Source organism: Marinibacterium profundimaris (assembly GCF_002210095.1).
Taxonomy (GTDB): Bacteria; Pseudomonadota; Alphaproteobacteria; order Rhodobacterales; family Rhodobacteraceae; genus Marinibacterium; species Marinibacterium profundimaris.
In genome coordinates this window covers 1-24,546 of the sequence record NZ_AQQR01000025.1, presented here as the reverse complement: position 1 = coordinate 24,546, position 24,546 = coordinate 1, and the positions used below count along the sequence as shown (strand labels likewise).

Annotated in this window: 25 protein-coding genes; 13 read left to right on the top strand and 12 right to left on the bottom strand. The window is 68.3% G+C overall.

Annotated elements, in window-relative coordinates:
- Positions 1 to 12: 12 nt before the first annotated feature.
- Together mce and ATO3_RS25385 are read left to right on the top strand one after the other, a co-directional pair.
- On the top strand, positions 13 to 417 hold the full coding sequence (mce, locus tag ATO3_RS25390) for a methylmalonyl-CoA epimerase (protein ID WP_088652675.1): 405 nt from the start codon (positions 13 to 15) through the stop codon (positions 415 to 417).
- 4 nt (positions 418 to 421) lie between these two features.
- A complete protein-coding gene (locus ATO3_RS25385; protein ID WP_088652674.1) occupies positions 422 to 700 on the top strand; it encodes a DUF1467 family protein in 279 nt (92 codons plus the stop codon).
- A 127-nt stretch (positions 701 to 827) separates the two neighbouring features.
- On the opposite strand, the gene ATO3_RS25380 is transcribed toward ATO3_RS25385, so the two are convergent.
- The 3 genes from ATO3_RS25380 to ATO3_RS25370 form a co-directional block, all read right to left on the bottom strand.
- Positions 828 to 1,538, bottom strand: coding sequence for an EI24 domain-containing protein (locus tag ATO3_RS25380; protein WP_088652673.1), 711 nt, complete (start codon positions 1,536 to 1,538; stop codon positions 828 to 830).
- Positions 1,535 to 2,113 carry a nitroreductase family protein gene (locus ATO3_RS25375; protein ID WP_088652672.1) on the bottom strand — a complete coding sequence of 193 codons (579 nt, stop codon included), beginning with the start codon at positions 2,111 to 2,113 and terminating at the stop codon, positions 1,535 to 1,537. Before ATO3_RS25375 ends, ATO3_RS25380 begins: the two co-directional genes overlap by 4 nt.
- A 230-nt stretch (positions 2,114 to 2,343) precedes the next feature.
- Positions 2,344 to 3,453 carry a class II histone deacetylase gene (locus ATO3_RS25370; RefSeq protein WP_088652671.1) on the bottom strand — a complete coding sequence of 370 codons (1,110 nt, stop codon included), beginning with the start codon at positions 3,451 to 3,453 and terminating at the stop codon, positions 2,344 to 2,346.
- A 50-nt stretch (positions 3,454 to 3,503) separates the two neighbouring features.
- Here ATO3_RS25370 and ATO3_RS25365 point away from each other — a divergent pair, with 50 nt between their 5' ends.
- On the top strand, positions 3,504 to 3,797 hold the full coding sequence (locus ATO3_RS25365; protein WP_088652670.1) for a DUF167 domain-containing protein: 294 nt from the start codon (positions 3,504 to 3,506) through the stop codon (positions 3,795 to 3,797).
- On the opposite strand, the gene ATO3_RS25360 is transcribed toward ATO3_RS25365, so the two are convergent.
- On the bottom strand, positions 3,767 to 4,012 hold the full coding sequence (locus tag ATO3_RS25360; RefSeq protein ID WP_088652669.1) for a hypothetical protein: 246 nt from the start codon (positions 4,010 to 4,012) through the stop codon (positions 3,767 to 3,769). The genes ATO3_RS25365 and ATO3_RS25360 overlap by 31 nt on opposite strands.
- A 167-nt stretch (positions 4,013 to 4,179) precedes the next feature.
- On the opposite strand from ATO3_RS25360, the gene ATO3_RS25355 reads away from it, so the two are divergent.
- Positions 4,180 to 4,893: a M48 family metallopeptidase gene (locus tag ATO3_RS25355; RefSeq protein WP_088652668.1), complete on the top strand. Its 714-nt coding sequence runs from the start codon at positions 4,180 to 4,182 to the stop codon at positions 4,891 to 4,893.
- A gap of 170 nt (positions 4,894 to 5,063) precedes the next feature.
- A complete protein-coding gene (locus ATO3_RS25350; RefSeq protein ID WP_088652667.1) occupies positions 5,064 to 5,333 on the top strand; it encodes a DUF6455 family protein in 270 nt (89 codons plus the stop codon).
- Between the two features lie 93 nt (positions 5,334 to 5,426).
- Here ATO3_RS25350 and rimO read toward each other — a convergent pair whose 3' ends face one another.
- The 5 genes from rimO to ATO3_RS25325 all read right to left on the bottom strand — a co-directional run bounded on the left by rimO (position 5,427) and on the right by ATO3_RS25325 (position 12,075).
- A complete protein-coding gene (rimO, locus tag ATO3_RS25345; RefSeq protein WP_088652666.1) occupies positions 5,427 to 6,815 on the bottom strand; it encodes a 30S ribosomal protein S12 methylthiotransferase RimO in 1,389 nt (462 codons plus the stop codon).
- A 278-nt stretch (positions 6,816 to 7,093) separates the two neighbouring features.
- Complete coding sequence (locus ATO3_RS25340) at positions 7,094 to 8,590, bottom strand: phosphomannomutase/phosphoglucomutase (protein WP_088652665.1); 1,497 nt, start codon at positions 8,588 to 8,590, stop codon at positions 7,094 to 7,096.
- A gap of 39 nt (positions 8,591 to 8,629) precedes the next feature.
- Complete coding sequence (kdsA, locus tag ATO3_RS25335; protein WP_088652664.1) at positions 8,630 to 9,463, bottom strand: 3-deoxy-8-phosphooctulonate synthase; 834 nt, start codon at positions 9,461 to 9,463, stop codon at positions 8,630 to 8,632.
- Between the two features lie 214 nt (positions 9,464 to 9,677).
- Positions 9,678 to 11,438, bottom strand: coding sequence for a capsule biosynthesis protein (locus ATO3_RS25330; RefSeq protein ID WP_088652663.1), 1,761 nt, complete (start codon positions 11,436 to 11,438; stop codon positions 9,678 to 9,680).
- Complete coding sequence (locus tag ATO3_RS25325) at positions 11,416 to 12,075, bottom strand: ABC transporter ATP-binding protein (protein WP_088652662.1); 660 nt, start codon at positions 12,073 to 12,075, stop codon at positions 11,416 to 11,418. The genes ATO3_RS25330 and ATO3_RS25325 overlap by 23 nt, the downstream gene beginning before the upstream one ends.
- A 454-nt stretch (positions 12,076 to 12,529) precedes the next feature.
- Between ATO3_RS25325 and ATO3_RS25320 the strand changes: the two genes are divergently transcribed.
- From ATO3_RS25320 to ATO3_RS25310, 3 genes are all read left to right on the top strand, one after another.
- The gene (locus ATO3_RS25320) at positions 12,530 to 13,168 is read left to right on the top strand and encodes a uracil-DNA glycosylase family protein (RefSeq protein WP_088652661.1); all 639 of its coding nucleotides are present in this window, start codon (positions 12,530 to 12,532) and stop codon (positions 13,166 to 13,168) included.
- Entirely contained in the window at positions 13,165 to 13,956 is a 792-nt protein-coding gene (locus ATO3_RS25315) for an SseB family protein (RefSeq protein ID WP_088652660.1), read from the top strand. Before ATO3_RS25320 ends, ATO3_RS25315 begins: the two co-directional genes overlap by 4 nt.
- A gap of 288 nt (positions 13,957 to 14,244) precedes the next feature.
- A complete protein-coding gene (locus tag ATO3_RS25310) occupies positions 14,245 to 14,757 on the top strand; it encodes a YHS domain-containing (seleno)protein (RefSeq protein WP_088652659.1) in 513 nt (170 codons plus the stop codon).
- 272 nt (positions 14,758 to 15,029) lie between these two features.
- Here ATO3_RS25310 and ATO3_RS25305 read toward each other — a convergent pair whose 3' ends face one another.
- Entirely contained in the window at positions 15,030 to 15,629 is a 600-nt protein-coding gene (locus ATO3_RS25305) for a GcrA family cell cycle regulator (RefSeq protein WP_088652658.1), read from the bottom strand.
- Between the two features lie 147 nt (positions 15,630 to 15,776).
- Here ATO3_RS25305 and ATO3_RS25300 point away from each other — a divergent pair, with 147 nt between their 5' ends.
- The 3 genes from ATO3_RS25300 (at position 15,777) to argF (ending at position 19,115) form a co-directional block, all read left to right on the top strand.
- Positions 15,777 to 16,577: an ABC transporter permease gene (locus ATO3_RS25300; RefSeq protein WP_088652657.1), complete on the top strand. Its 801-nt coding sequence runs from the start codon at positions 15,777 to 15,779 to the stop codon at positions 16,575 to 16,577.
- A gap of 338 nt (positions 16,578 to 16,915) precedes the next feature.
- Positions 16,916 to 18,097 (top strand): aspartate aminotransferase family protein, encoded by a 1,182-nt coding sequence (locus ATO3_RS25295; protein ID WP_088652656.1) that lies wholly within the window; start codon positions 16,916 to 16,918, stop codon positions 18,095 to 18,097.
- A gap of 91 nt (positions 18,098 to 18,188) precedes the next feature.
- Entirely contained in the window at positions 18,189 to 19,115 is a 927-nt protein-coding gene (gene argF / locus ATO3_RS25290) for an ornithine carbamoyltransferase (protein ID WP_088652655.1), read from the top strand.
- A gap of 48 nt (positions 19,116 to 19,163) precedes the next feature.
- On the opposite strand, the gene hrpB is transcribed toward argF, so the two are convergent.
- On the bottom strand, positions 19,164 to 21,623 hold the full coding sequence (gene hrpB, locus ATO3_RS25285) for an ATP-dependent helicase HrpB (RefSeq protein ID WP_088652654.1): 2,460 nt from the start codon (positions 21,621 to 21,623) through the stop codon (positions 19,164 to 19,166).
- 185 nt (positions 21,624 to 21,808) lie between these two features.
- Entirely contained in the window at positions 21,809 to 22,558 is a 750-nt protein-coding gene (locus tag ATO3_RS25280; RefSeq protein ID WP_088652653.1) for a DUF3108 domain-containing protein, read from the bottom strand.
- Between the two features lie 130 nt (positions 22,559 to 22,688).
- Between ATO3_RS25280 and meaB the strand changes: the two genes are divergently transcribed.
- Positions 22,689 to 23,678, top strand: a complete 990-nt coding sequence (gene meaB, locus ATO3_RS25275) for a methylmalonyl Co-A mutase-associated GTPase MeaB (protein ID WP_088652652.1) — start codon at positions 22,689 to 22,691, stop codon at positions 23,676 to 23,678.
- Positions 23,679 to 23,930: 252 nt separating this feature from the next.
- The gene (gene rpmB / locus ATO3_RS25270) at positions 23,931 to 24,227 is read left to right on the top strand and encodes a 50S ribosomal protein L28 (protein ID WP_088652700.1); all 297 of its coding nucleotides are present in this window, start codon (positions 23,931 to 23,933) and stop codon (positions 24,225 to 24,227) included.
- Positions 24,228 to 24,546: the final 319 nt, after the last annotated feature.

The window sequence follows — 24,546 nt, the reverse complement described above, 5'->3', positions numbered from 1 at the left end:
GCGGAGGTTCTCATGATCGGACGTCTCAACCACGTGGCCATTGCCGTGCCGGATCTGGAGGCCGCGTCGGAGCAGTATCGCTCGGCGTTGGGGGCCAGTGTCGGTGCCCCGCAGGACGAGCCCGATCACGGGGTGACCGTGGTCTTCATCGAGCTGCCGAACACCAAGATCGAGCTGCTGTATCCGCTGGGCGAGGACAGCCCGATCAACGGGTTCCTGGAAAAGAACCCGTCCGGCGGCATCCATCATGTCTGCTACGAGGTGGACGACATCCTGGCGGCGCGGGATCACCTGAAGGCGACCGGCGCGCGGGTCCTTGGCTCGGGCGAGCCGAAGATCGGGGCGCATGGCAAGCCGGTGCTGTTCCTGCATCCAAAGGATTTCAACGGCTGCCTCGTCGAGCTGGAACAGGTCTGAGACGATGTCGATAACCGCAGGGCTCGTCCTATTCGTCGTGATCTGGTTTTTGACCTTCTTCGTGGTTCTGCCGCTGCGGCTGCAGACCCAGGGCGAGGCCGGGGAGGTTGTGCCGGGCACCCATTCCGGCGCGCCGGAGAACCATAACCTGAAGAAGAAGGCGGTCATCACCACGGTGGCCGCGGCCGTCATCTGGGCGATCATTGCCACGATCATCATCACCGGGATGATCGAGGTGAGGGATTTCGACTGGTTCCACCGGATGCCGCCGGCCTCGGAATAGGCGTCCCCGGCGCTCCGCCCGACCGGAGCGCCCACCCGCCCACCCATGCGCTCCGCCCGGACGGAGCACCGGGGACTTTGCGGGTGGGCCTTGGGGGCGGGGGCCTCGTGAAGCCCCCGGACGTGGTTCAGGCAGAGAGCAGGCGCGGGTCCTTCTGCGCCAGCGCGTGGTAGACATGGGTGAAGGTCGCCGCGCCGTAGATCGGGATGATCAGGTTCAGGATCGGGATCGACAGCGGCAGGGCCATCAGCGTGCCGGTGGCCCAGATCGTCGCCATGTGGCGGCCGCGCGCGGCCTTGGCATTGGCGCGGCCGATGCGGCGCATGGCGACAAGGGTGAAGTACTCGCGTCCCAAGAGGTAGCCGTTCATCAGGTAGAAGATCAGCGGCGCCAGGGGCGCGAAGACCAGGTAGAGCACCAGCGCCAGGATATTCGCCACGATCAGCACGCCCAGCATCCCCAGCCCGTCGATGAACCCGTCGATCAGCGGCACCGGCTCCACGTGGGGGAGTTCGGGGTAGTGGACCTCTTCGACGGCCTCAGCCACCTGGTCGAGGAACATGGAGGATATCGCCGCCGCGACCGGGATCATCAGGAAGACCGACATCCCCATCATCAGCACCAGGGACCCCCAGCCGAGCAGGCTGTCGACCCATGTCACCGTGCCGATCAGCGGCAGGGTCACGCTGTCGCCGACCAGCCAGCCGACGACGTAGAAGACGATGGCATAGATCGCCGCCAGCAGCAGGAAGGTCAGCCCGATGCCGAGGAACAGGACCTTGCGGAAGCGCGGGTCGCCGGACTGGGCGAGGGCGCGGGAGAAGGCGGTGAGGATCATGCCTCCACCCAGGTTGTGATCGCGTCGATGTCGGGACGCGGGCGGTCGGGGGGCGTGGCCTTCTCGGTGCCGATATGGATCAGCCCGGCGATGCGTTCGTTCTCGGCCAGTCCCAGGGCTTCGACCCCGAAGCCCGGATCGTGGCTGGGCCAGCCCGAGAGCCAGTTCGCGCCCCAGCCCGAGGCCAGCGCGGCGTTCAGCAGCGCCAGGCAGGCGGCGCCGGCGGCATAGGTCATCTCGATCGCGGGGATCTTCTCGGAGGGCTGCTGCACCTCGATCACGGCGACGGCCAGGGGACTGACCTCGTAGGCCAGGCGCGGCTTGGCGATGTCCTCGTCGGACTTGCCAAGCGCCTTGCCCCGTTCGGTGACAAGGTCGGCGAGGCGGCGCAGGGCGGGTGCCTCCAGCACGATCAGGCGCCAGGGTTCGAGCTTGCCGTGATCCGGGGTGCGCATGGCGGCAGTGAGGATCGGGCGCAGCGCTTCGCGGTCGGGGGCGGGCAGGCCCAGCGTCTTGAAGGGCCGCGACCGGCGGGTCAGCAGGAACTTCATCGCGGCTTGGTTGGGATCGGGCATGGAATGTGACGCCTCTTTACATCTGTCTCGCCCTATCTCTTCGCCCGGGGGGCGGATTTCAAGGGTTGTGACGGTGATCGGTGAAGGTGGGGAACAGGCAGTCCCGCCCCCGGACCGGTTTCCATGTCGTCATGGCACCGCGCGACACCGGCCACGGGATCCCGTGCCTGTCCAGGGCGGGGTGGGCGGGCGGGAGCCTTGGACAGGCACGTCCCGCACTCTCCATTCGCTCAGGGGGTGGAGAAGATCTCCTCCGCCAGCCGATCCACCTCTTCGAACAGGAACGCCTCGAACCGCCCCTTGGGCTGGCGCGCGGCGACGGCATCGGCCAGCGGGTCCGGCGCCGCGATGGACGACCCAGAGAGCGCGGCGATGGTCGCATGGCCGGCGAAGGGCACGTAGACCTCAGAATAGCCGCCCTCGTGCGAGAGGACGAGCCGCCCGCCGCAGATCCTGTCGGCCAGCGCCTTCACCCGCAGTGTCATCTCGGCAAAGGTTTCGGCGGTGGCCTGCATCCGGGCCATCGGGTCCACAACGGCGGCGTCATAGCCGCAGGCGACGATGATCAGGTCGGGCGCGAATTTCTCGACCGCCGGCAGCACGATCCGGTCCATCGCGGCAAGGTAGGCGGTGTGGCCCGTGCCGGCCGGCAGCGGTATGTTGATGTTGTAGCCCAGACCCTTGCCCTCGCCCCGGTCGGTGACAAAGCCGGTGTCGGTCGGGTAATTCCCGTCCTGGTGCAGCGAGATCGCCAGCACGTCGTCACGCTCGTAGTAGATACCCTCGGTGCCGTTACCGTGGTGCACGTCCCAGTCGATCACCGCGACACGGCCGAGCCCGTGATTGGCCTTGGCCGCCTCGATCGCGATGGCGATATTGGCCAAGAGGCAGAACCCGTTGGGGAAATCCGGAAGGCAATGGTGCCCCGGCGGACGCGAGAGCGCATAGGAATTCGGCAGATCGCCGGTCACCACCGCCTCGACCGCCGCAATGGTCAGCCCGGCCGACAGCGCGGCGATCTCGTAGCCGCCGGTGGCAAAGGGGGTGCGGCGGCCCAGCTCGCCGCCGCCGGCATCCGACAGGCGCTTGAACTCATCCAGGTAGGAGGCGGGATGGACGCGCAGCAGGTCCTCGCGGCTGGCCGGCTCCGCGCCGCGGCAGTCCAGGTCCCCCATGAGGCCCGTGACCTCCATCAGGTTCTTCAGGCGCCGCTTGGTCTCGGGGTTCTCGGGCAGGCCGCCGAAGGTCGGCTGTACCAGCCCGCCCACCGGCAGCGTGAAGGCGTAATTCCCGCCGGCATGCCAGAAGCAGCGCTCGTCACTGAAAAATCCCGTCGTCATGTCTGTCCCCGCTCTTTCCAATCGGCGCCACGGTGTGGCAGGGACGCGGGATGGGCAAGGCGAAATACCGCGATCTTCCGAAGCTGGACGGCTGGGCTCGGCCCGGGGCCGAAATTGCGGTCAGGGCCACGCCGAAGGCGGCGCGGGACCGGCTGGAGGTGCAGGACGACCGGCTGCGTGCCTGGGTCACTGTGGCGCCGGAAAACGGCAAGGCCAACGCGGCGATCCGCGCCATGCTGGCCACCGCGATGGGCGTGGCGCCGACGGAGCTGGAGCTGATCCGGGGCGAGACGTCGCGCGACAAGGTCTTCCGCTACCGTGGCGCGCTGTGCGCGGGCAGCTGATAGACGCCTTCGGGCAGGTCCAGGGCGGCGGCGAGATCGCGCACCATCTCGGGCGAGAGGGTGATGCGCTGCACCGTCTCGGTGCGCGGGTCGAATTGTTCGATGGTGAAACATTCAGAGAAGGCGTTGATGATCACGTCTTCCTGCAGCGGCGCCGCGCCATCGTCGACAAGGGTCACGACGGTCGAGTCGAATTCATGCTCGATGCTAAACATGCGGCCACGATGGCCGAGGGGCGGGGGCATGGCAAGGGCGAAGGGCGGCGGGGAGGGGCCCGCGAGGCCGGTGCCTGTCGGCCGATCACGCAAACTCGATTTCCCGGCTCTCTGGCCGAGGGGCGGGGGAGGGCCTATAACCTTGTCGAGCTGTCGGAAAGGGTGCCATGCGATACGTTCTGATCCTGGTCGTCGGGTTGCTGGCCGGCTGCGCCGCGCCGCCGGGCCCGGTTGTCATGTCCCCCTCGTCGGGCCCTGGCGGCCCCGCCTCGGGGCCCACCTCGGGACCCCGCGCAATCCCGCCGAGCTTTGCCGAGGTCGTGGCCCGGGTCGAGCCGGTGGCCGAGCGCGTCTGCCTGACGGAAACGCGCAACGTGAACTGCAATTTCGAGATCGTGGTGAAGCGCGGCGCAAACGAGACGCCCAACGCCTATCAAAGCCTCACGCCCAGCGGGCAGCCGGTCCTGACCGTGACCTCGACCCTGATCAACGACATGGACAACCCCGACGAGCTGGCCTTCGTGCTCAGCCACGAGGCGGCGCATCACATCCAGGGCCACCTGGCCCGGCAGGAGGAGAACGCGGCGGCCGGGGCGGTGATCTTCGCCGGTCTGGCCTCGCTTACCGGCGGGTCGCAGGCGGATATCCAGACGGCGCTGGAACTGGGCGCCGCCGTGGGCGCGCGGAGCTATTCGAAGGATTTCGAGCTGGAGGCGGACGCGCTGGGAACAGTGATCGCCTATTACGCCGGCTACGATCCGATGCGGGGCGCGGAGTATTTCGCGCGGCTGCCCGATCCGGGGAATCGCTTCCTGGGGACCCATCCGCCCAATGCCGCACGGGTCGAGACGGTGCGCCGCACGCTGGCCGCGATCCGCTAGGGCCGCCCGCCGCTGCCCACACGCCTGCCGTACCGGCGGGCAGCGCCCGCGCCGCGCCATGCACTGCGGCTGCCTTGATCTGCATCAAGGCTGCAGGCCGGGGGCATTGCTACTGCTGTCCCCCGACAGACCGGCGGCCCGACCTGCCGGCGCGCGACGGGAGAGTGACCATGCAGACACGCGGATCGATCATGCGCCACTGGCAATTGGTGAAACGGATGGCCCGGACCACCGACACCGATCTTGTCGCGGCCTTCGACGAGGGCCGCCTGTCGTCCGAGGCCTGGGCCGGCATGGTCAACGCCTGCCGCGGCTGCGCCTGGGCCGAAACCTGCGACGGCTGGCTTGCGGATCACGACCATGTCGACGCCGCCCCGCGCCCCTGCTGCAACCGCGCGCGCTTTGCCGCGCTGCGGGCGGGCGAAGAGGTCGAGGCGTAACGGCCACCTGCTGCCCGGGAAACGAAAAAGGGGCCGAGACATCCTGTCTCCGCCCCTTCTGCCCCATCCGAAGCACCGGGCTCAGACCGCGTCTCAGACCCGGCGTCCCCAGAGATCGTATTCCCCGGCCTCGTCCACCTCGACGGTAAGAATATCGCCGGGGGCCAGCGTTTCGAACGCCTCGTCGATATAAAGATGCCCGTCGATCTCGGGCGCGTCGCCCATGGTGCGGCAGGTGGCGGCGTCCTCGTCCACCTCGTCCACGATCACCTGCAGGCGCTGACCGACCCTGGCCTCCAGCTTGGCCTCGGAGATTGCCTGCGCCTTCTCCATGAAGCGGTTCCAGCGGTCCTGCTTGACCTCCTCGGCCACGTGATCGGCCAGGTCATTGGCCCGCGCGCCCTCGACATTCTCGTACTTGAAACAGCCGACGCGATCGAGCTGCGCCTCGTCGAGCCAGTCCAGCAGGGTCTGGAACTCGGCCTCGGTCTCGCCGGGATAGCCGACGATGAAGGTCGAGCGCAGGGTCAGATCCGGGCAGGTGGCACGCCAGGCGGCGATCTCGTCCAGCGTCCTGGCGGCGGCGGCGGGCCGCGCCATGCGCTTGAGCGTATCGGGATGCGCGTGCTGGAACGGGATGTCGAGATAGGGCAGAAGCCCGTTCTCGGGATCCGCCATCAGCGGGATCAGGTCGCGCACGAAGGGGTAGGGATAGACGTAATGCAGCCGCACCCAGGCGCCCAACCGCCCCAGCTCGCGGCTGAGGTCGAGGATATGGTCGCGGACCTCGCCGTCCTTCCACTTCGACATGGCATGCTTGCGGTCGAGCCCATAGGCGCTGGTATCCTGGCTGATCACCAGCAGCTCCTTCACCCCGGCCTCTACCAGCCGCTCCGCCTCGCGCAGGACGCTGCCCGCAGGACGTGACACCAGCCGTCCGCGCATGTCGGGGATGATGCAGAACTTGCACTTGTGGTTACAGCCCTCGGAGATCTTGAGATAGCTGTAGTGCCGCGGGGTGAGATGCACGCCGGAGGCAGGCACAAGGTCCACAAAGGGATCGGGCGCCGGCGGCACCGCGTGATGCACGGCGTCCAGCACCTGTTGGTACTGATGCGGCCCGGTGACGGCCAGAACCTTCGGATGCACCCCGGTAATATACTCCGGCTCGGCCCCGAGGCAGCCGGTGACGATCACCCGCGCGTTCTCCTTCAGCGCCTCGCCGATGGCGTCCAGGCTTTCCGCCTTGGCACTGTCGAGGAACCCGCAGGTGTTCACGATCACCGCGTCGGCCCCTGCGTAATCCGGCGACACGCCATACCCCTCGGCCCTGAGCCGGGTCAGGATCCGTTCACTGTCCACCAGCGCCTTGGGGCAGCCAAGCGAGACCATGCCGACCATGGGCTGGCCGGGGCGGCGGTCTTCGGGAAGCCGGATGGCGGGCGCGATATCGGGGCGCAGCTGGGGCGGGTTTTCACTCATGCCGCTCACATAAGGCGCGCGCGGTAAGGGCGCAATCCGCGATGGTGCGCTCTTTCGGAGAGGGTGGAGTGGCTTGAAGCGTTGGATAGAGGTATTTCCGCAAAGGTGAAGACAGGGGGACCGCGCAACGGTCGCTGGCGCGGCCCTGTTTCCCGATGTCGGATCCGCAGGTTGGCAAACAAGCCGATCATAAGAGCCGGCGCACCAACGTCCTGGTCTTCACCTTTGTCCAAATACCTCCGGGGGTCTGGGGGCAGAGCCCCCAGCGCCTTCAGCATTCAGATCGACTGATCGTAGTCGCCCACCGAGTCTTCTGTCCGGATGAACCCGTCGATCTCCTTGAAGATCGCGCGCAATTCCTCGTCGCTGTCCGAGCTTTCGCAGACCACCACCAGGTTCGGCGTGTTCGACGAGGCGCGCACCAGCCCCCAGGAGCCGTTGTCGAGGATCACGCGCGCGCCGTTCACCGTCACCACCGTGGCGATGTCGCGACCGGCGAAGGTGCCGCCACCGTCGGCGTGTTTCACGATCCGCTCCACGATCCGGTCGAGCACGTCGTATTTCTCGGTGTCCGGGCAATAGGGCGACATCGTGGGGGTCGAGAAGGTCTGCGGCAGGGCCTTGCGCAGGTCCGACATCTTCATGTCCGGGTTGCGGTCCATCAGCTTGCAGATTTCCACCGCGACGCGCATGCCGTCGTCGTAGCCGCGGCCAACCTCGCCAGCCATGAAGTAATGGCCCGATTTCTCGAAGCCGGCCAGCGCGCCCAGCTCGTGCACGCGGCGTTTCATGTGGCTGTGCCCGGTCTTCCAGTAATCCGCCTTGGCGCCGGCCGCGATCAGCTCGGGGTCCGAGGCGAAGAGGCCGGTGGATTTCACGTCCGCCACGAAGGTCGAGCCCGGGTAGAGCTTCACCAGGTCGCGGGCCATGATCACGCCCACCTTGTCGGCAAAGATCTCTTCGCCCTCGTCGTCCACCACGCCGCAGCGGTCGCCGTCGCCGTCGAAGCCCAGGGCGAAATCGGCGCCCGAGGCGCGCACGCTGTCGGCCATGTCATGGAGCATTTCCATGGCTTCGGGGTTCGGGTTGTAGTTGGGGAAGGTGTAGTCGAGCTCGTTGTGCGAGGGCACGACCTCGACCCCGATGCGCTCGAAGAGCGCGGGCGCATAGGCCGATGCGGTGCCGTTGCCGGTGGCGCAGACGACCTTCAGCTTGCGCGACATTCTGAAATCGCCCACCAGGTCGTCCATGTAGGCGTCCCAGACGCCGTCGACGAATTCATAGGCCCCGCCCGGCGCGGGCTCGCCCTTGTCGTTCAGCACGATGTCCTTCAGCTCGCCCATCTCGTCGGGGCCGTGGGTCAGCGGCATGGCAAAGCCCATCTTCACCCCGGTCCAGCCGTTGGGGTTGTGCGAGGCCGTCACCATGGCCACGCCCGGCACGCCCAGGTGGAACGAGGAGAAATAGGCCATCGGCGTGATGCAGGGGCCGATGTCCTTCACCTGGATCCCGGCCTGCATCAGGCCGATGATCAGCGCGTTCTTGATGGTCAGCGAATAGTCGCGATAGTCGTTGCCCACCGCGATGACCGGCTCCAGGCCGTGCTTGCGCATCTGGGTGCCGATGCCGAGGCCAAGCGCCGTCATGCCGGGCAGGTTGATCTCGTCGGGGTATTTCCAGCGCGCGTCGTATTCGCGGAAGCCCGTGGGCTTGATCATCGGATCGCGCAGGAAGTCCCAGGTGTTGGGGGTGACCTCGGGGAGGGGCTTGGTCATGTCGGAAACTCTTTGACTCTTCTAGTTCTAGATCGGGCGTCAGATTTCGATCGGGTTGGCTTTGGCAAGCGCATCAAACTGCATCAATGTGTCAATCAATGCGTGCATTTGTGACAAGGGAACCATGTTTGGGCCATCAGACGGCGCGGCATCGGGATTTTCGTGGGTCTCGATGAAAACGGCGGCAACGCCAAGCGCCACGGCCGCGCGGGCCATCACCGGCGCGAATTCGCGCTGCCCGCCCGAGGATCCGCCCATGCCGCCGGGCTGCTGCACGGAATGGGTCGCGTCCATCACCACCGGGTAGCCGGTTTTCGCCATCTGCGGCAGCGCGCGCATGTCGGCCACCAGCGTGTTGTAGCCGAATGAGGTGCCGCGTTCGGTCAGCAGGATCTTGTCGTTGCCGGTGCTCTCGATCTTCGAGACCACGTTGGGCATGTCCCAGGGGGCGAGGAACTGGCCCTTCTTGACGTTCACCACCGCGCCGGTCTCGCCGGCAGCGATCAGCAGGTCGGTCTGGCGGCAGAGGAAGGCGGGAATCTGTATGATGTCGGCGACCTCGGCCACGGGCGCGCATTGTTCTGGCGAATGGATGTCGGTCAGGACCGGCACGCCGATGGCGTCCCGAACGCCCTGCAGCACCTTCAGCCCCTCGTCCATGCCAAGGCCGCGCTTGCCGGACAGCGAGGTGCGGTTGGCCTTGTCGTAGGAGGCCTTGAAGACATATTGCGCGCCGGCGGCGGCGCAGGCCTCCTTCATCGTGCCGGCGATCATCTGCGCATGGTCGGCGCTTTCCAGCTGGCAGGGGCCGGCGATGAGGGTGAGGGGCAGATCGTTGCCCAGGATCAGGTCGGAGACGGGGACGTGTTTCATGGGCGAACCGGGCGTTATTCATGCTTCCGCCGGGCGGAGCCGGGCGACGCGTCTTGTTCGCACAGTCGGGGGCGGGGGTCAAAACCCCTGTGCGATGACGGGGGTTTATCGCCCAAAGGCGGTGACGGGCCGGGATCGCGCCGGGATCGGGCCGGCGAAACGCGGCGGCCCGTGACCCCGGTTGGGCCCCAGGGCCCCGCGCGCCCCGTTCGGCTCAGGACGTGACCTGTTCGCGCAGGATCGAGGCGGTCAGCGAGACCATCAGGTAGATCCCCGAGAAGATCAGGAAGGCCAGGATCGTGTCCTCGAACGAGCGCGGATAGCTGGGCGATTGCGAGGCCACGGGCGCAACCGAGGTGGTCAGGTAGCGCACCTGGCGGTTCGCCTCCATCCGGGTCTGTTCGACCTGTTGCAGCGCCGATTGCAGCATCATGTCCCGCGTGGCCAGATCGGCCTGCGCCATCTGGATCCGCGCCGTCAGCTGCGCCAGCGAGTTTTCCCCGCGCGAGGCGTCGGTCATCTTGGTGTTCAGCTCGTTGAGCAGCGCCTCGAGCCGCCGGATGTCGCCCCGCACCCCGTCGACCCGGGCCTGGTTGGGGCGGGCGTTGTCCTGCAGCGCGGCCAGCTCCAGCTGACGCTCCTGCAGCTGCACCTCGATATTGTTGATCTGCGACCGGAGCGAGCCGATCACCCCCTCGGGGTCCAGCAGCGCGCCTTCCTGCTGGAGGTTCACCAGGTCCTCCTGCGCCTGCCGGCGGTCGGCCTGCGCCTTCTCGAAGCTGGTCAGCGCGTCGCGCATCTGGTCTTCGCGCTTCTTCTCGGTCAGGTGGTTCACCCGTTCCTCGGCGTAGGAGATCAGCGCGCGCGAGAATTCGGCTGAGACCTCGGGATCGGCGGCCGAGATCTCCATCCGGATGACGCCTTCGGTCGGGTCGTAGCCGATCTTCACGTTCTTCTTGTAGGTCTTGTAGGCCTGTTCGTTGGTCGCGTCCGCGGGCAGCCGCTGGATCGGGTCGATCCAGTCCTGGCTGAAATGCGCCTTGAAGCCTTCGTCGCGGTCCAGCCGCAGCATGGCGTCCTTGGATTCCAGGTAGGATTGCACCGCGATGGAATCCTGGTTCGTCGCGAATTGCGTCCCCGCCAGCAGCCCGCCGATGCCCGAGCCGCCGGAATTGTCGGCCTGCAGGATCAGGAATTCGGACTTGGTGGAATACATCGGCGTGGCGGCCACGTAGAAATACCAGCCGGCGATGAAGGTCGGCAGGAAGACGAAGAAGCTCAGCCGTGCCAGCAGCAGGATCATCCGCCGGCGGCGGCGCTTCATGATGTCGCGCTGGATGTCGGCGATTTCGCGGTTGCGCCGATCGACGGGGTTCACCTCGGTCGAGGGCAGCGTCTCGCGCCGGGTCTGGGGGACGGTCTGCGGCAGGTTGGCAACAGTGCCCTCGCCAGAGCCGCCGGTGCCACCCGCCTTGGGGACCACGAGTTCCAGCATGTTGGCATGGCGGAACGGATCGATCCCGGCCTTGCGCAGTTGCAGCACGGCGTCGAAATCCGAGGTCGCGGCGATGTTGTGCTTCTGTGCCACGCGCCGCGCCATGCGCAGCTGGCGGCCGGTCAGCCCCTCGCGGCGGATCGCGTCGATGTCGCTCTCGCTCTCGACCTCGCTGGCCGAGGAGACTTGGCCGGTGCGCGGGGCGCCATGGGGATCCGGGGCGGCTTCGCCGAGCTCCTGCTCGGCGGCGCGCATGACCTCGGCGGGGGAGGGGCGGCTGGCGCCGGTGCCGGTGACCTGCCGGGGATAGGCATTGGCGGCGCTGCCAGTGGCGGGCCGGGGCGCCTGCGCGGCGGTATGCGCCGACATGTCTTCGGCGGCCGCGCCCCCCGCGTTCATGGACACTCCGGTGGCGGGCATGGCCGCGGCCGGGGCGCTGCGCCGGATGCGAAACTTCCTAGCTTTTGGTTTCGTAGTCATAAAGCTGTTTCGCCTCTTCCAGAGTGTCGAACAGGTGAAGCTGCCCGGCCGACAGAACGGCGGCCTGGCGGGCGAACTTCTCCAATGTCTTGGGATCGTGGCTGACGATGATGATGGTCGTCGAGTTCAGCCGCTCCTCGATGATCGAGCCGGCCTTGCGGTTGAATTCCACGTCCGTCGTGGCGGGCATGCCCTCGTCGATCAGGTAGATGTCGAAATCCAGCGCCAGCATCAGCGCAAAGCTCAGCCGCGCGCGCATCCCCGAGGAATAGGTGCCCACCGGCTGGTCGAAATATTCGCCAAGGTTGCAGAGCCAGCGGCAATAGGCTTCGACATAGTCGGGGTCCAGCCCGTAAAGCCGGGCGATGTAGCGGCAGTTCTCCATCGCCGAGACGCGGCTGACCAGCCCGCCCATGAAGCCCAGCGGGAAGGAGATGTTGCAGGCGCGCCGGATCTCGCCCTCGTCGGGTTTTTCCAGACCGGCCATCATGTTGATCAGCGTCGTCTTGCCCGTGCCGTTGGGCGCGAGGATGCCCAGCGACTTGCCCAGCTCGACCTGGAACGAGACCTTCTCGAGGATCACCTTGCGTTGGGATCCGGTCCAGAAGGATTTGCTGACGTTGACGAATTCCAGCATGTCGGTGCGGGCGGGCCTCCGGCCCCGGTCTTGCCTGTTCCCGGTCTTGAACGGACCGGCGCCTGCCGTGGCTGCGGCGGGCGGGGTCGGGCTGTCGTTCGGCCGGAGGTTTGGTTTCTGTTTCGGGTCTGCTGCGGTCTGGCGGTTTTTCTGTCTGCGGTCTGCGGTCTGCTGTCCGGATGCACCGGTGTTGCGTGGTCCGGATGTTGGGTGGGCCGGTGGACCGGGCAGTCCGGCGGGGCCGGGGCACCTGCCTGCGCGCCCTGACACCGGGCCCGTTTCGCTTTTAATGCGAAACAGATATATATCGCGTTTACGCCCGGAAATAGAGGGAATGTTGTGCAAATTGTGGCATTTGAAGGGCGGTCGGGGCGCGGGCATACGGGCTTTTCGCGGCCCGGGACATACGGACGCCGGGCTGGCGCGGTGCTGACGTTCGGCACGGATGCCGGGGATGGAGCGGCATTGTTTCCGACGCGCGGACAGGTGCCCCGTGTCTGAGGCGGCGCCGCAGGATCTGGTGGCGCGAATCGGGGCTTGCCGGATCTGCGCCGACCGTTTCGCGGCGACGGCCACCGCCCACGCGCCGCGCCCGGTCGCCTGGTTCCGGCCGGGCGCGCGGCTGCTGATCGCGGGACAGGCACCGGGCGCGCGGGTCCATGCCTCGGGCAGGCCCTTTACCGACCCCTCGGGCGACCGGCTGCGCGACTGGCTGGGGATCGACGCGGCCACCTTCTATGACCGCGACCGGGTGGCCGTGGTGCCCATGGCCTTCTGTTTCCCGGGCTACGACGCGCGCAAGGCCGATCTGCCGCCGCCGCCCATCTGTGCGGCCACCTGGCACGGGCAGGTGATGGAGGCGCTGGACAGCGTCGAGCTGAAGGTCCTGGTCGGCGCCCATGCGATCCGCTGGCATCTGGGCGTGAAGGGGCCGTTGACCGAGGCGGTGCGCGGCTGGCGCGACCATTTTCCCGGCGCCCTCCCCTTGCCGCATCCGTCCTGGCGCAATACCGGCTGGCTGAAACGCAATCCCTGGTTCGCGGTCGAGGTCCTGCCCGCCCTGCGCGCCCGGGTGAGAGAGGTTCTGCAATGACCGAGACGACCGCCCTGGATACCGCCCATGCGGCGATGGAGGCCACGCCCGAGAACGACGCCGCGCGGTTGCGCTTCTTCGAGAGGCTGGCCGACAGCGAACTGTTCCTGATGCTGGAGGCCGAGGCGGAGGGAGAGTCGATCCGCCCCGAGACCTTCGCCGTGGACGAGGGGCAGTTCGTGCTGGCCTTCGACCGCGAGGAGCGGCTGGCCCGCTTTGCCGGCCGCCCGGCGCCCTACGCGGCGCTGTCGGGCCGCGCGATCGCGGGCATGCTGGCAGGGCAGGGGATCGGGCTGGCGGTGAACCCCGAGGTCGCGCCGTCGTCGATCCTGATCCCGGCCGAGGCGGTGGACTGGCTGTCCGAAACGCTGGGCCATGGGCCGGCCGAGACCGAGCACCGCATAACCGAGCTGCGCCCGCCGTCGGGCATCCCCGATGCGCTGCTGACGGCGCTGGATGCCAAGCTGGCGACGGCGCGGGGGCTGGCCCATGCCGCCTACCTGGCCGAGGCGCTCTATGGCGAGGCCGGGCAGGGCCACGTGCTGGGCGTCGTGGATGCGCGCCCGGGGGCGGAGCCGGCGCTGGCGCGGGCGGTGAACGAGGCGCTGACGTTTTCCGGGATCGAGGCCGGGGTGCTGGACGTGCTGTTCGTGGGGGCCTCGGAGCCGATGGCGGCGCGGCTGGCGCGGGTCGGCCTGCGCTTCGACCTGCCGCAGGTCGAGGAGCCTTCCGAGGTCTCCCGCCCCGCGCCCGGCTCGGACCCGTCGAAGCCGCCGATCCTGCGCTAGGGGCGCGGCAAGGGCCGGACTGACTCGGCCAGGCGGACATGCGGCGGGGACGAGAAAATTCGTCGAATTTTCTGGTCCCGGCCCCTGCGGATCATGCAACCCGCCGCCCGGCTCCTTGCTGCCACCCGGTGGGACACCCCGGTCTGTAACATTCGTTCACCGGACCATCACGCCGGCTGAGACCCCGTCACCTCCGCGCGAGGCTGGGTTCGCAGGGCGCGTCACATGTCTCAGATTACCCCGGGGCGCAGCACCCACGCCGCCCCGAGGTATGAAGAGGACCCGAGAATGACCCGTACCGCCCTTGCCTTCGCCCTGGCCGTCCTGGCCGCCCCCGCCTTCGCCGGCGACCAGTTCGTGGACGGGACCGGCTTTGCCGTCTCGGGCTACGATGTGGTCGCCTATTTCGACCTGCCGCAGGTGCCCGTGGGCCAGCCGCAGCCGGCCGCCGTGCCCGGCAAGGCCGACATCACCGCCGAGTACAACGGCGCCACCTTCGCCTTCGCCACCGAGGAGAACCGCGACGCCTTCCTGGCCGACCCGGCGAAATATGCCCCGCAATACGACGGGCATTGTGCCTATGGCGTGTCCAAGGGCGGCAAGGTGCCGGGCAATCCGAACCTGTGGCGGATCGTCGACGACAAGCTTTACCTGAACATCACCGACGCCGTGGTGGGGTTCTGGGAAGAGGACATCCCCGGCAATATCGACCTGGCCGAGGGCAACTGGGTCGGGATAGAACCCGAGCCGGCCTCGTCCAGCCCGATCCCGAAATTCACCTCGGCCGCGCCCGTGAAGTGATCCGGCGGCGATCCGGCCGACGCCAGGCCGTGGTGATGATCCACGGGGACCTGCCGGCGGAATGATGCTGGCAGGCAGAGCTGCCGAAACGCAAACCGCCCGGCGAATCCTGCCTGACGGGCGATGGGAAGCCTGTGGACCGCAGTCTTCCGATGGGCCGGCGCCGACTCACCCGGCACCGTTCCGATCAATGTGTCAGTCGCGTCCCTGCCGCTTTGGCCGCCGCGGCGGGACGACAGCCCCGGCGGCGCTTCAAGCCGAGGCGTCGCGGCTCAGCGGCGCCGGTCGCGCCGGGCGCTCATCGGCTGGAAGGCAACGCCGACATGGGCCTCGCAATAGGGCTTGCCCGATTGCGCGGGCAGGCCGCAGAACCAGAAATCCTCGGTCGCCGGATCGCCGACCGGCCATTTGCAGGTCCGCTCGGTCAGCTCCATCAGGGTCAGTTTCTTCGACTTCTTCTCGACCTCGGAGACCTTGGCCAGCGCCTCGGGGCTGATTTCGTTGGCCGAGGGCTGCGGCGGAAGCGGTTGACCGGCCGGGATGATCTGCTTGCGGGCCGGGCTGCGGGCCTCGACCTCCTCGCTGCCGGTGTCCTCGGGCTCTTCGGCGGGCTCCGCCTTGGGGGCGGGCTTGGCCCTGGCCTCGGGTTTCGGCGCGGGCTTCGGCTTGGCTTCGGGCTTGGGGGCTGCGGTGGCGGCGGCGGCCGGCGCGGGGCCCGTCCCGGCCGCGCGGTTGGACAGGCCCAGCCGGTGCACCTTACCGATGACGGCGTTGCGGGTAACGCCGCCCAGCTCCTTGGCGATCTGGCTGGCGGACTGCCCCTCGCTCCACATCTTCTTCAGCAATTCGACCCGTTCGTCCGTCCACGACATGCGCGACCTTTCTCAAAAAAAGCCGGCCGCCCGCGGCGGCCGCTCTCGACATCTGATGCAGATCCCTATCTTAGTCGCTGCGACCAGAGTTACAAGGCAGGGCGCGGTCGAAGGCCGCAGCCGGACGGAAAATCGGAGACATCTCAGATGAGCGATCAGGGGCTTGGAGTGCGCCGGTTCGGGCGTGTCAACTGGCTGGGTCTGCAGACCCTGGTGGAGCGCGAGATCCGGCGATTCGGCGCGGTATGGACGCAGACGCTGCTGGCGCCGCTGGTGACGGCCGGGCTGTTCCTGATGATCTTCACCTTCGCGATCGGCCCGCGGCGGGGCGACGTGATGGGCGTGCCCTTCGCCAGCTTCCTGGCACCGGGGTTGATGACGATGACGGTGATCCAGAACGCCTTTGCCAATTCGTCCTCCTCGATCATGGTGGCGAAGGTGCAGGGCAATATCGTCGATACGCTGATGCCGCCGCTGTCGGGAACCGAGCTGACGCTGGGTTACCTGTTCGGCGCGGTGGCCCGCGGCCTGGCGGTGGCGGTCGTGATCGCCCTGGGGATCGGGCTGCTGCTGGGCAGCTGGCCGGCGCATCCGCTGGCCGCGTTGTTCTTCGTGGTGCTGGGGTCGACCCTGATGGGAGGCCTGGGGATCATCGCGGCGATCTACGCGCAGAAGTTCGACCAGATGGCGGCGATCACCAACTTCATCGTCACGCCGCTGGCTTTCCTGTCGGGCACCTTCTACTCGGTCGAGGCGCTGCCCCCGGTGCTGGCCAAGATCACCCATCTGAACCCGATCTTCTACCTGATCGACGGGGCGCGGTTCGCAATGATCGGCGTCTCGGACAGCTCGCCCTGGCTGGGCGCGGTGATCTGCGGGCTGACCACGGCGGTCGTGGTGTGGATCGCGCGCTGGATGCTGATGACGGGCTATCGGCTGAAGGCATAGGGCCTGGGGGCGCTGCCCCCGTCGCCCGTCGGGCGACTCCCCCGGAGGTATTTGGGCCAAGAAGAACGAGGGGCGTGGCGCGCGAGGGGCGGGCCGCGCCCTTTGCTCTCGGTCGTCAAGATTGGGGCTTCTCAGCTGAGCGAAATGGCTGTACTGGACAGGGCATGATCCGCATGGCCACATATTGCATTCGTCGACGCCGACGCGCCTGACCGCCACCTCGCACGGGGTGTGACCTGCTGATCCTGCCCGAAAACCGGGTATACTCTCCTCAAATCGTTGACGCTTGGGCCCTGCTGAGGCATTGACAGGGCCTGACCCATGTGAAGGATGATCCGATGATCCCGTCCGTTCTGCCGACCTATTCCCGCGCGCCGCTCTCCTTCGAGAAGGGCGAAGGCTCCTGGCTGATCGAGGCGGACGGTCGACGCTTCCTGGACCTGGGCGCCGGGATCGCGGTGAACGCGCTGGGCCATGCCAACCCCGAGCTGGTCGCCGTGCTGACCGAACAGGCGAACCTGCTGTGGCACACCTCGAACCTCTACCAGATCCCGCGGCAGCAGGAGCTGGCCGACAGGCTGGTCGAGGCCACCTTCGCCGATACCGTCTTCTTCACCAATTCCGGCACCGAAAGCTGTGAACTCGCGGTGAAGATGGCGCGGAAATACTGGTATGATCTGGGCCAGCCCGAGAAGACCGACATCATCGCCTTCACCGGCTCGTTCCATGGCCGTTCCTCGGCCGGCATCGCCGCCGCCGGGTCCGAGAAGATGACCAGGGGCTTCGGTCCGCTGCTGCCGGGCTTCATCCACCTGCCCTGGGGCGACGAAGCCGCGCTGAAGGCCGCGATCACCGACACTGTCGGCGCCATCCTGGTCGAGCCTGTGCAGGGCGAGGGGGGCATCGTGCCCATGCCCGACGACCAGCTGAAGGCCCTGCGTGCGCTCTGCGACGAGAACGAGATCCTGCTGATCCTCGACGAGGTGCAATGCGGCATGGGCCGGACCGGCAAGCTTTTTGCCCATGAATGGGCCGGGATCACGCCGGATATCATGATGGTCGCCAAGGGCATCGGCGGGGGCTTTCCGCTGGGCGCGGTGCTGGCCACCGAAAAGGCGGCCTCGGGCATGACCGCGGGGACCCATGGGTCCACCTACGGCGGCAACCCGCTGGCCTGCGCCGTGGGCTGCAAGGTGATGGACATCGTCACCGAGCCCGCCTTCCTGGCCGAGGTCAACCGCAAGGCGGGCCTGCTGCGCCAGAAGCTCGAGGGGCTCGTCGCCGCGCATCCGGAGGTCTTCGACAGCGTCCGCGGCTCCGGCCTGATGCTGGGGATCAAGTGCAAGGTCCCGAATGTCGACGTGGTCAAGGCGGGCTACGACCAGGAGCTTCTGACCGTTCCGGCGGCCGACAATGTCATCCGCCTTCTGCCGCCGCTGACCATCTCGGACGACGAGATCGACGCCGCGGTCACCCGCCTTGACGCCGCCGCCACGGCGCTGGCCCCGCAGGACGCCTGAGTCTTCATCTTTGTAAAAATACCTCCGGGGGAGTCAGCCAGCGGCTGACGGGGGCAGAGCCCCCATCCCCGACCGAGATCCGAGATACGCCATGAACCATTTCCTAGACATCCACAAAACCGACCCGGCCGAGCTTCGGGGCATGATCGACAAGGCCGCCGCGATGAAATCCGCCCGCGCCGGTGAGCTTCATGCCGCCCCGGACGCGGACCAGCCGCTGAAGAACCACATGGTCGCGCTGATCTTCGAAAAGCCCTCGACCCGGACCCGCGTCAGCTTTGATGTCGGCGCCCGCCAGATGGGGGCCGAGACCATGGTGCTGTCGGGCGCCGACATGCAGCTGGGCCATGGCGAGACCATCGCCGATACCGCCCGCGTGCTGTCGCGCTATGTCGACCTGATCATGATCCGAACCTTCGACGAAACCGTGCTGACCGAAATGTCGGAATTCGCCGACGTGCCGGTGATCAACGGGCTGACCGACCGCACCCATCCCTGCCAGATCATGGCAGACGTGATGACCTTCGAGGAACATCGCGGTCCGATCGCCGGCAAGAAGGTGGTCTGGTGCGGCGACGGCAACAATGTCTGCGCCTCCTTCCTGCATGCCGCCGGACAGTTCGGCTTCGATCTTACCTTCGCCGGGCCGCAGGTGCTGGACCCCGAGCCGGAGTTCGTGGATTTCGCGCGGCAGAAGGGCTCGACCATCGAGATCACGCGCGATGCCGAGGCCGCCGTCGAAGGCGCCGACCTGATCGTCGCCGACACCTGGGTGTCCATGCATGACGCGCAATCCGCGCGCGAACGGCGGCACAACCTGCTGCGGCCCTACCAGGTCAACGCGGGGCTGATGGCGAAGGCGAAACCGGATGCGCTCTTCATGCATTGCCTGCCCGCCCATCGCGGCGAGGAAGTCACATCCGAGGTCATGGACGGCCCGCAATCGGTGATCTTCGACGAGGCCGAGAACCGGCTGCACGCGCAGAAGGCCATCATGCGCTGGTGCCTGGGCGTGTAACAAAGATTTCCCGGAAATCTTTGCCAAGACTTTCCGGGAAAGTCTTGCCTACTTCCGCGGTTTCGCCCTGAGCGTCGGGTCCGCCCGTGTCGGATCCTCGGGCCAGGGGTGTTTGGGGTATTGCGCCCGCATGTCCTTGCGCACATCCGCGTAGGATCCCGCCCAGAACCCCGGCAGGTCCCGCGTCACCTGCACCGGCCGCCCGGCCGGGGACAGCAGCGAAATCTTCAGCGCCGCGCCGCCCGCCTGCGGGTGGTGCGTGACGCCGAACAGTTCCTGCAGCCGCAGCGCGATCTCGGGCCCCTCGTCGGTATAGTCGATCGCCACCTTCCGCCCCAGCGGCGTCACGAAAGACCCCGGCGCGACCCGGTCCACCACCTGCTTGCCGTCCCAGCCAAGTGCGGCCTGCAGCGCCGGCAGCGGATCGAAGCGTTTCCAGTCCTCCGCGCTCCGCACGCCCGTCAGCATCGGCAGCAGCCAGTCCTCCAGCCCCGCCATCAGCCCCGCTTCGGAGAAATCCGGCAGATCGGCCCCCGAGGTCTGACCGCTCGCCCGGACCAGTTCCACCCGCCGCGCCAGCCGCCCGGCCGCGCCCTCCAGCCGCAGGCCCAGCTCGCGCACCCCGTCCAGCATGGCCCGCGCGACCACGTCGTCGGGCACGTCCTTCCAGATCTCGTCGCGCAGCGCCACCGCGCCCAGCATCTCGCGCCGTCGGGCCACCACGCGGCGGTCGCGCTTCGACCAGGCACAGCTGTCCTCGGCCACCAGCTGATCGGCGAAAAGCGCCCGGATCTGCCCCTGGGTGATGGCGCCGGCCAGCCGCACCTTCGCCTCGCGCGGGTTGCCGTCGGTGTCCAGCACCACCAGCCACGGCGATGCCGCCAGCGGATCGCCCTCGTCCAGCACGGCGCCCTTGCCGCCCGACAGCACGTAGCGCGGCGCCTCGCCCTTGCGCCGCTGCCCGACGCGGTCGGGATAGGCCAGCGCGGCCATCTCCGCCGGCTCCAGCCCGGCGTCCCGGCCGCCGGCGCGTTTGGCCAGCCGCCTGGCCTCGGCCCGGATCCGGTCCAGCGTGGGGCGGTTGAGCTGATGGGGCCGCTCGCGCCCGAACCGGGCCGGGTCGCGCAGCGCCTCCAGCCGCAGCGACAGGTCCACCGGCGCACCGCGCAGCGGGTCGCGCTCCTCCAGCAGGGCCGCCAGCGGCGCTGCCGACGGGCCCGCCTTGATCAGCATATGCGCCAGCCGCGGATGCAGCGGCAACCGCGCCAGCGCCCGGCCATGGGCCGTGATCCGCCCCTCGGCATCCAGCGCATCCAGCATCGCCAGCAGCGCCCGCGCCTCGGCATAGGCGCCCTCGGGCGGCGGGGTCAGAAAGGCCAGATCCTCCGGCCCCGTCCCCCAGACCGCGCAGTCCAGCGCCAGGCCGGCGAGATCCGCCGCCGCGATCTCGGGCGGGGGATAGGCCGACAGCGCGCCATGCTCGCCCTTTGTCCAGAGCCGGTAACAGACGCCTGTCGCCACGCGGCCCGCGCGGCCCGCGCGCTGCACCGCCTCGGCCCTCGTGACCCGTTCGGTCACCAGTCGCGCCATGCCCGAGCCCGGATCGAACCGCGACCGCCGGGCCTGACCGCCATCGACCACCACGCGCACATCCGGAATGGTCAGAGAGGTCTCGGCGATCGAGGTCGCCAGCACCACCTTGCGCCCGCGGTCCAGCGGCGCCAGCGCCGCGCGCTGTTCGGCAAAGGGCAGGGCGCCATAAAGCGGCCGGATCTCGCAATCGCCCGGCAGGCGGCCCTGCAGCGCGGCGGCGCATTGCCGGATCTCGCCCTCGCCGGGCAGGAAGGCCAGGATCGCGCCGCCCATGGCGCGGCTTTCGGCCTCGGCCCGCAGGATGAGGTCGGCCAGCGCCTGCGGCCGGCGCGTCCTTGGCGGCAGGGCGGTGTCCAGCCAGTGTTCGCTGACGGCATAGCCGCGCCCTTCCGACGTCACCACCGGCGCGCCGATCAGCTCGGCCACCGGGCCGGCGTCAAGCGTGGCGGACATGACCAGCAGGCGCAGATCCTCGCGCAGGGTCTCGGTCACCTCGAGGCAGAGCGCCAAGCCAAGGTCGGCCTGCAGGGAGCGTTCGTGGAATTCGTCGAAGATCACGGTGCCGACGCCGGGCAGCTCGGGATCGGATTGCAGCATCCGGGTCAGGATGCCTTCGGTCACCACTTCGATGCGGGTCTGGTTCGACACCTTTGTCGTGCCCCGGATCCGGTAGCCCACGGTGTCGCCCGCGCCTTCGCCAAGCGCCTCGGCCATGCGCTCGGCGGCGGCCCGGGCGGCGAGGCGACGGGGTTCCAGCATCAGGATACGCCCCTCGACACCGGCCTCCAGCAGCGCGAGCGGCACGCGCGTGGTCTTGCCCGCGCCCGGCGGCGCCTGCAGCACGGCGCGGCCGGAGGTGGCGATGGCCGAGACCAGCTGAGGCAGGACGGCGTCTATGGGCAGGGGCGGGTGCATGTCCGCCTTATCGGCAAATGGAAGGGCGAGGTCCAGCCGCCGGGCGGTGGCGCGACGGCCGGGCGGGCCAACCTCCCGCCCACCCACCCCGGTTCGCCCGCCCGGCCTGACCAGAGGTTTGGGCGCGGGCGCCCCCATGGGGTGCTGATCGACAGGGCGCTGCGGGTCCGGACCGGGTCGCGGCCTTACCGCCGTTCCAGCGTCGCCGGGCCGTAATCCGTGCGCAGCTTCATCACCTGCGCCTGCATCACGTCGCCCGACCTTGTGTAGGTCAGCTCGATCGGGAAGACCTTGCGGCGCTTGTCGTATTCGTCCTTGGGATAGCCTGCCACGCGCCGGAACTGCCCGGCGCAGGTGATCGTGTCGGCGGTCTCGGAGGTGCGCGTCAGTTCCACGACCGAACGCCGCTCGCCGTCGAAGACGAACTGCCGCAGCGGCGGGCAGACCTCTTCCGGGGACTGGTCGCGCAGCACCATGAAGATCGCCGTCAGCGGATCCACCGTATCGCCCTGGCCCGAGATCGGCAGCGCATCGTCCTGGCGTTCCTCGGCCATGTAGCCTTCGGGCTGCGGCAGGCCTGCGCGCCAGACCAGCGCGCCCACCTTGCGGTCCGATCCTTCCACCACCGTCTCGTCGTAGCGCGCCGGGCGGAACCGGCCCGAGCTGATCCGCCCCGAGGCATCGCCCCGGTAGCTGGTGTTGCTCAGCGCGCTGACGATGCCGCGCGTGCTGAGTTCCGCCCTGACCGAATAGGCGCTGCCCGAGGTCTGGCCGGCCATCGTGATCGTGGCCAGCGTCGCCCCGTAAAGCTTGGCCACGAAGGTCGCGTCGGTGCGGGTCTGGGCCGTCAGCGGCGCGGCCAGGGCGGCACAGAGCAGGCCGAGCGCCAGGGCACGGCCCGGGCGGGCGGGGATGGGGGCGGGTCTGCGGGTCATCTGCTGCTCCGATGGTCACGTGGTCACCCGTGCCATCGCCCATGCGGCCCATGGACGGCGCCGGTTCGGACCGGACTGGACAACCGCCCGCCGGCCAAGGCATGACACATCACACAGATATGGAGCCTTCATGGACCTTGCACAGCTGTCTGACCGAATTTTGACCGGCGATCGGCGGGCGCTTGCCCGGGCCATCACCCTGGTCGAAAGCAGCCGGGCCGATCACCGCGAGCAGGCGCGGGAGCTTCTCGAACGCCTGCGCGGGTCGGGGCGCGAGGCGATCCGGATCGGGCTGTCGGGCACCCCCGGCGTGGGCAAGTCGACCTTCACCGAGGCCTTCGGCATGATGCTGCTGGGCCAGGGGCTGCGGGTGGCCGTGCTGGCGGTGGATCCCAGCTCGGCCCGCTCGGGCGGGTCGATTCTGGGCGACAAGACGCGGATGGACAGGCTCAGCCGCGAGAAGGATGCCTTCATCCGGCCCTCGCCCAGTCAAAGCCAACTGGGCGGCGTCGCGCGGCGTTCGCGCGAGGCGGTGGCGCTGTGCGAGGCGGCCGGCTTCGACGTGGTGATCATCGAGACGGTCGGCGTCGGCCAGTCGGAAACCGTGGTGGCCGAGATGTCGGACCTCTTCGTGCTGCTGCTGGCGCCCGCCGGCGGGGACGAATTGCAAGGCGTCAAGCGCGGCATCATGGAGATCGCCGACCTGATCCTGATCAACAAGGCCGACGGCGACCTGAAAGCCACGGCGACGCGCACCTGCGCCGATTATGCCGGCGCGCTGCGGCTGCTGCGCAAGCGGCCGCAGGACCCGCAGGGCTTTCCAAAGGCGATGATGGTCTCGGCCCTGGCCGGGACGGGGCTGACCGAAGCCTGGGACGAGATGCAGGCGCTGATCGGCTGGCGGCGCGAGGCGGGCTGGTGGGAGCGTCGCCGGGCGGAACAGGCGCGCTACTGGTTCGACCAGGAGGTGCGCAACGCGCTTCTGTCGCAGTTGGAGACCGGGACGGCGCGCGCGGCGCTCGACCGGCTGGGGCAGGCGGTGGCCGAGGGCCGGGTGACCCCGGGCGCGGCGGCGCGCGAAATGCTCGAAACGCTCTCGGGCCAGCATACGGCGGTCTGATCCGGGCCGGACCCAAGAATTTCCCGGAAATTCTTGCCAAAATTCTCGGTGAGAATTTTGCACCCCGGTCCCGCCGGTCCGTCCCGTCCCGGTGCCGGTCCGGAAATCCGCCGCGATCCCGGGGCGCGGGCCTTGACGGGCGCGGTGATTCCCCATATGGACCTTGAACCGAATTTCGGGCGCGGCCATTGGCGGCGCTCTTTCTATTTGGCGCCGGGCGAAGATGCCGCGCCGCAAGACAGAGGATACACCATGTCGCGCCGTTGCGAACTGACCGGGAAAGGCCCGATGACTGGCAACAATGTCAGCCACGCGAACAACAAGACCAAGCGCCGGTTCCTGCCGAACCTGAACGATGTGACCCTGCAGTCGGAAACGCTGGGCCGTGGCATCAAGCTGCGGATCTCGGCGTCGGCCCTGCGCAGCGTCGATCACCGGGGCGGCCTGGACAAGTTCCTGGCCAAGGCGAAGGACGAGGATCTCTCGCCCTCCGCGCTGAAGGTCAAGAAAGAGATCGCCAAGGCACAAGCGGCCGCGCCCGCCGCCTGACCCCTGCGGCCCCGCGGGGCCGGCAGCGCAGGACCTTGACCGGACCAAGGCCGAATGGCCGATCCGAGGGACAGACACAGCCCTTCGCACCCGTGGGTGCGGAGGGTTTCGTCTTGTGCACCCCCCGTCCCATCTCAGACGCCGCGGGATGGCGATTCGCGCATCGAGCACAGTTTTTACCAGGCTGACCCCGGTTGGGACTTGCCCGGCATGGCCCTGCCTGCCACCACTTTCCCTGATCCCTGATCCCTGATCCCTGATCCCTGATCCCTGATCCCTGATCCCTGATCCCTGATCCCTGATCCCTGATCCCTGATCC

Bases quoted from the DNA above. Each gene is read 5' to 3' on its own strand.
- mce (WP_088652675.1), top strand. From the start codon at position 13: ATGATCGGACGTCTCAACCACGTGGCCATTGCCGTGCCGGATCTGGAG.
- ATO3_RS25385 (WP_088652674.1), top strand. From the start codon at position 422: ATGTCGATAACCGCAGGGCTCGTCCTATTCGTCGTGATCTGGTTTTTG.
- ATO3_RS25380 (WP_088652673.1), bottom strand. From the start codon at position 1,538: ATGATCCTCACCGCCTTCTCCCGCGCCCTCGCCCAGTCCGGCGACCCG.
- ATO3_RS25375 (WP_088652672.1), bottom strand. From the start codon at position 2,113: ATGCCCGATCCCAACCAAGCCGCGATGAAGTTCCTGCTGACCCGCCGG.
- ATO3_RS25370 (WP_088652671.1), bottom strand. From the start codon at position 3,453: ATGACGACGGGATTTTTCAGTGACGAGCGCTGCTTCTGGCATGCCGGC.
- ATO3_RS25365 (WP_088652670.1), top strand. From the start codon at position 3,504: ATGGGCAAGGCGAAATACCGCGATCTTCCGAAGCTGGACGGCTGGGCT.
- ATO3_RS25360 (WP_088652669.1), bottom strand. From the start codon at position 4,012: ATGTTTAGCATCGAGCATGAATTCGACTCGACCGTCGTGACCCTTGTC.
- ATO3_RS25355 (WP_088652668.1), top strand. From the start codon at position 4,180: ATGCGATACGTTCTGATCCTGGTCGTCGGGTTGCTGGCCGGCTGCGCC.
- ATO3_RS25350 (WP_088652667.1), top strand. From the start codon at position 5,064: ATGCAGACACGCGGATCGATCATGCGCCACTGGCAATTGGTGAAACGG.
- rimO (WP_088652666.1), bottom strand. From the start codon at position 6,815: ATGAGTGAAAACCCGCCCCAGCTGCGCCCCGATATCGCGCCCGCCATC.
- ATO3_RS25340 (WP_088652665.1), bottom strand. From the start codon at position 8,590: ATGACCAAGCCCCTCCCCGAGGTCACCCCCAACACCTGGGACTTCCTG.
- kdsA (WP_088652664.1), bottom strand. From the start codon at position 9,463: ATGAAACACGTCCCCGTCTCCGACCTGATCCTGGGCAACGATCTGCCC.
- ATO3_RS25330 (WP_088652663.1), bottom strand. From the start codon at position 11,438: ATGACTACGAAACCAAAAGCTAGGAAGTTTCGCATCCGGCGCAGCGCC.
- ATO3_RS25325 (WP_088652662.1), bottom strand. From the start codon at position 12,075: ATGCTGGAATTCGTCAACGTCAGCAAATCCTTCTGGACCGGATCCCAA.
- ATO3_RS25320 (WP_088652661.1), top strand. From the start codon at position 12,530: ATGGAGCGGCATTGTTTCCGACGCGCGGACAGGTGCCCCGTGTCTGAG.
- ATO3_RS25315 (WP_088652660.1), top strand. From the start codon at position 13,165: ATGACCGAGACGACCGCCCTGGATACCGCCCATGCGGCGATGGAGGCC.
- ATO3_RS25310 (WP_088652659.1), top strand. From the start codon at position 14,245: ATGACCCGTACCGCCCTTGCCTTCGCCCTGGCCGTCCTGGCCGCCCCC.
- ATO3_RS25305 (WP_088652658.1), bottom strand. From the start codon at position 15,629: ATGTCGTGGACGGACGAACGGGTCGAATTGCTGAAGAAGATGTGGAGC.
- ATO3_RS25300 (WP_088652657.1), top strand. From the start codon at position 15,777: ATGAGCGATCAGGGGCTTGGAGTGCGCCGGTTCGGGCGTGTCAACTGG.
- ATO3_RS25295 (WP_088652656.1), top strand. From the start codon at position 16,916: ATGATCCCGTCCGTTCTGCCGACCTATTCCCGCGCGCCGCTCTCCTTC.
- argF (WP_088652655.1), top strand. From the start codon at position 18,189: ATGAACCATTTCCTAGACATCCACAAAACCGACCCGGCCGAGCTTCGG.
- hrpB (WP_088652654.1), bottom strand. From the start codon at position 21,623: ATGCACCCGCCCCTGCCCATAGACGCCGTCCTGCCTCAGCTGGTCTCG.
- ATO3_RS25280 (WP_088652653.1), bottom strand. From the start codon at position 22,558: ATGACCCGCAGACCCGCCCCCATCCCCGCCCGCCCGGGCCGTGCCCTG.
- meaB (WP_088652652.1), top strand. From the start codon at position 22,689: ATGGACCTTGCACAGCTGTCTGACCGAATTTTGACCGGCGATCGGCGG.
- rpmB (WP_088652700.1), top strand. From the start codon at position 23,931: ATGTCGCGCCGTTGCGAACTGACCGGGAAAGGCCCGATGACTGGCAAC.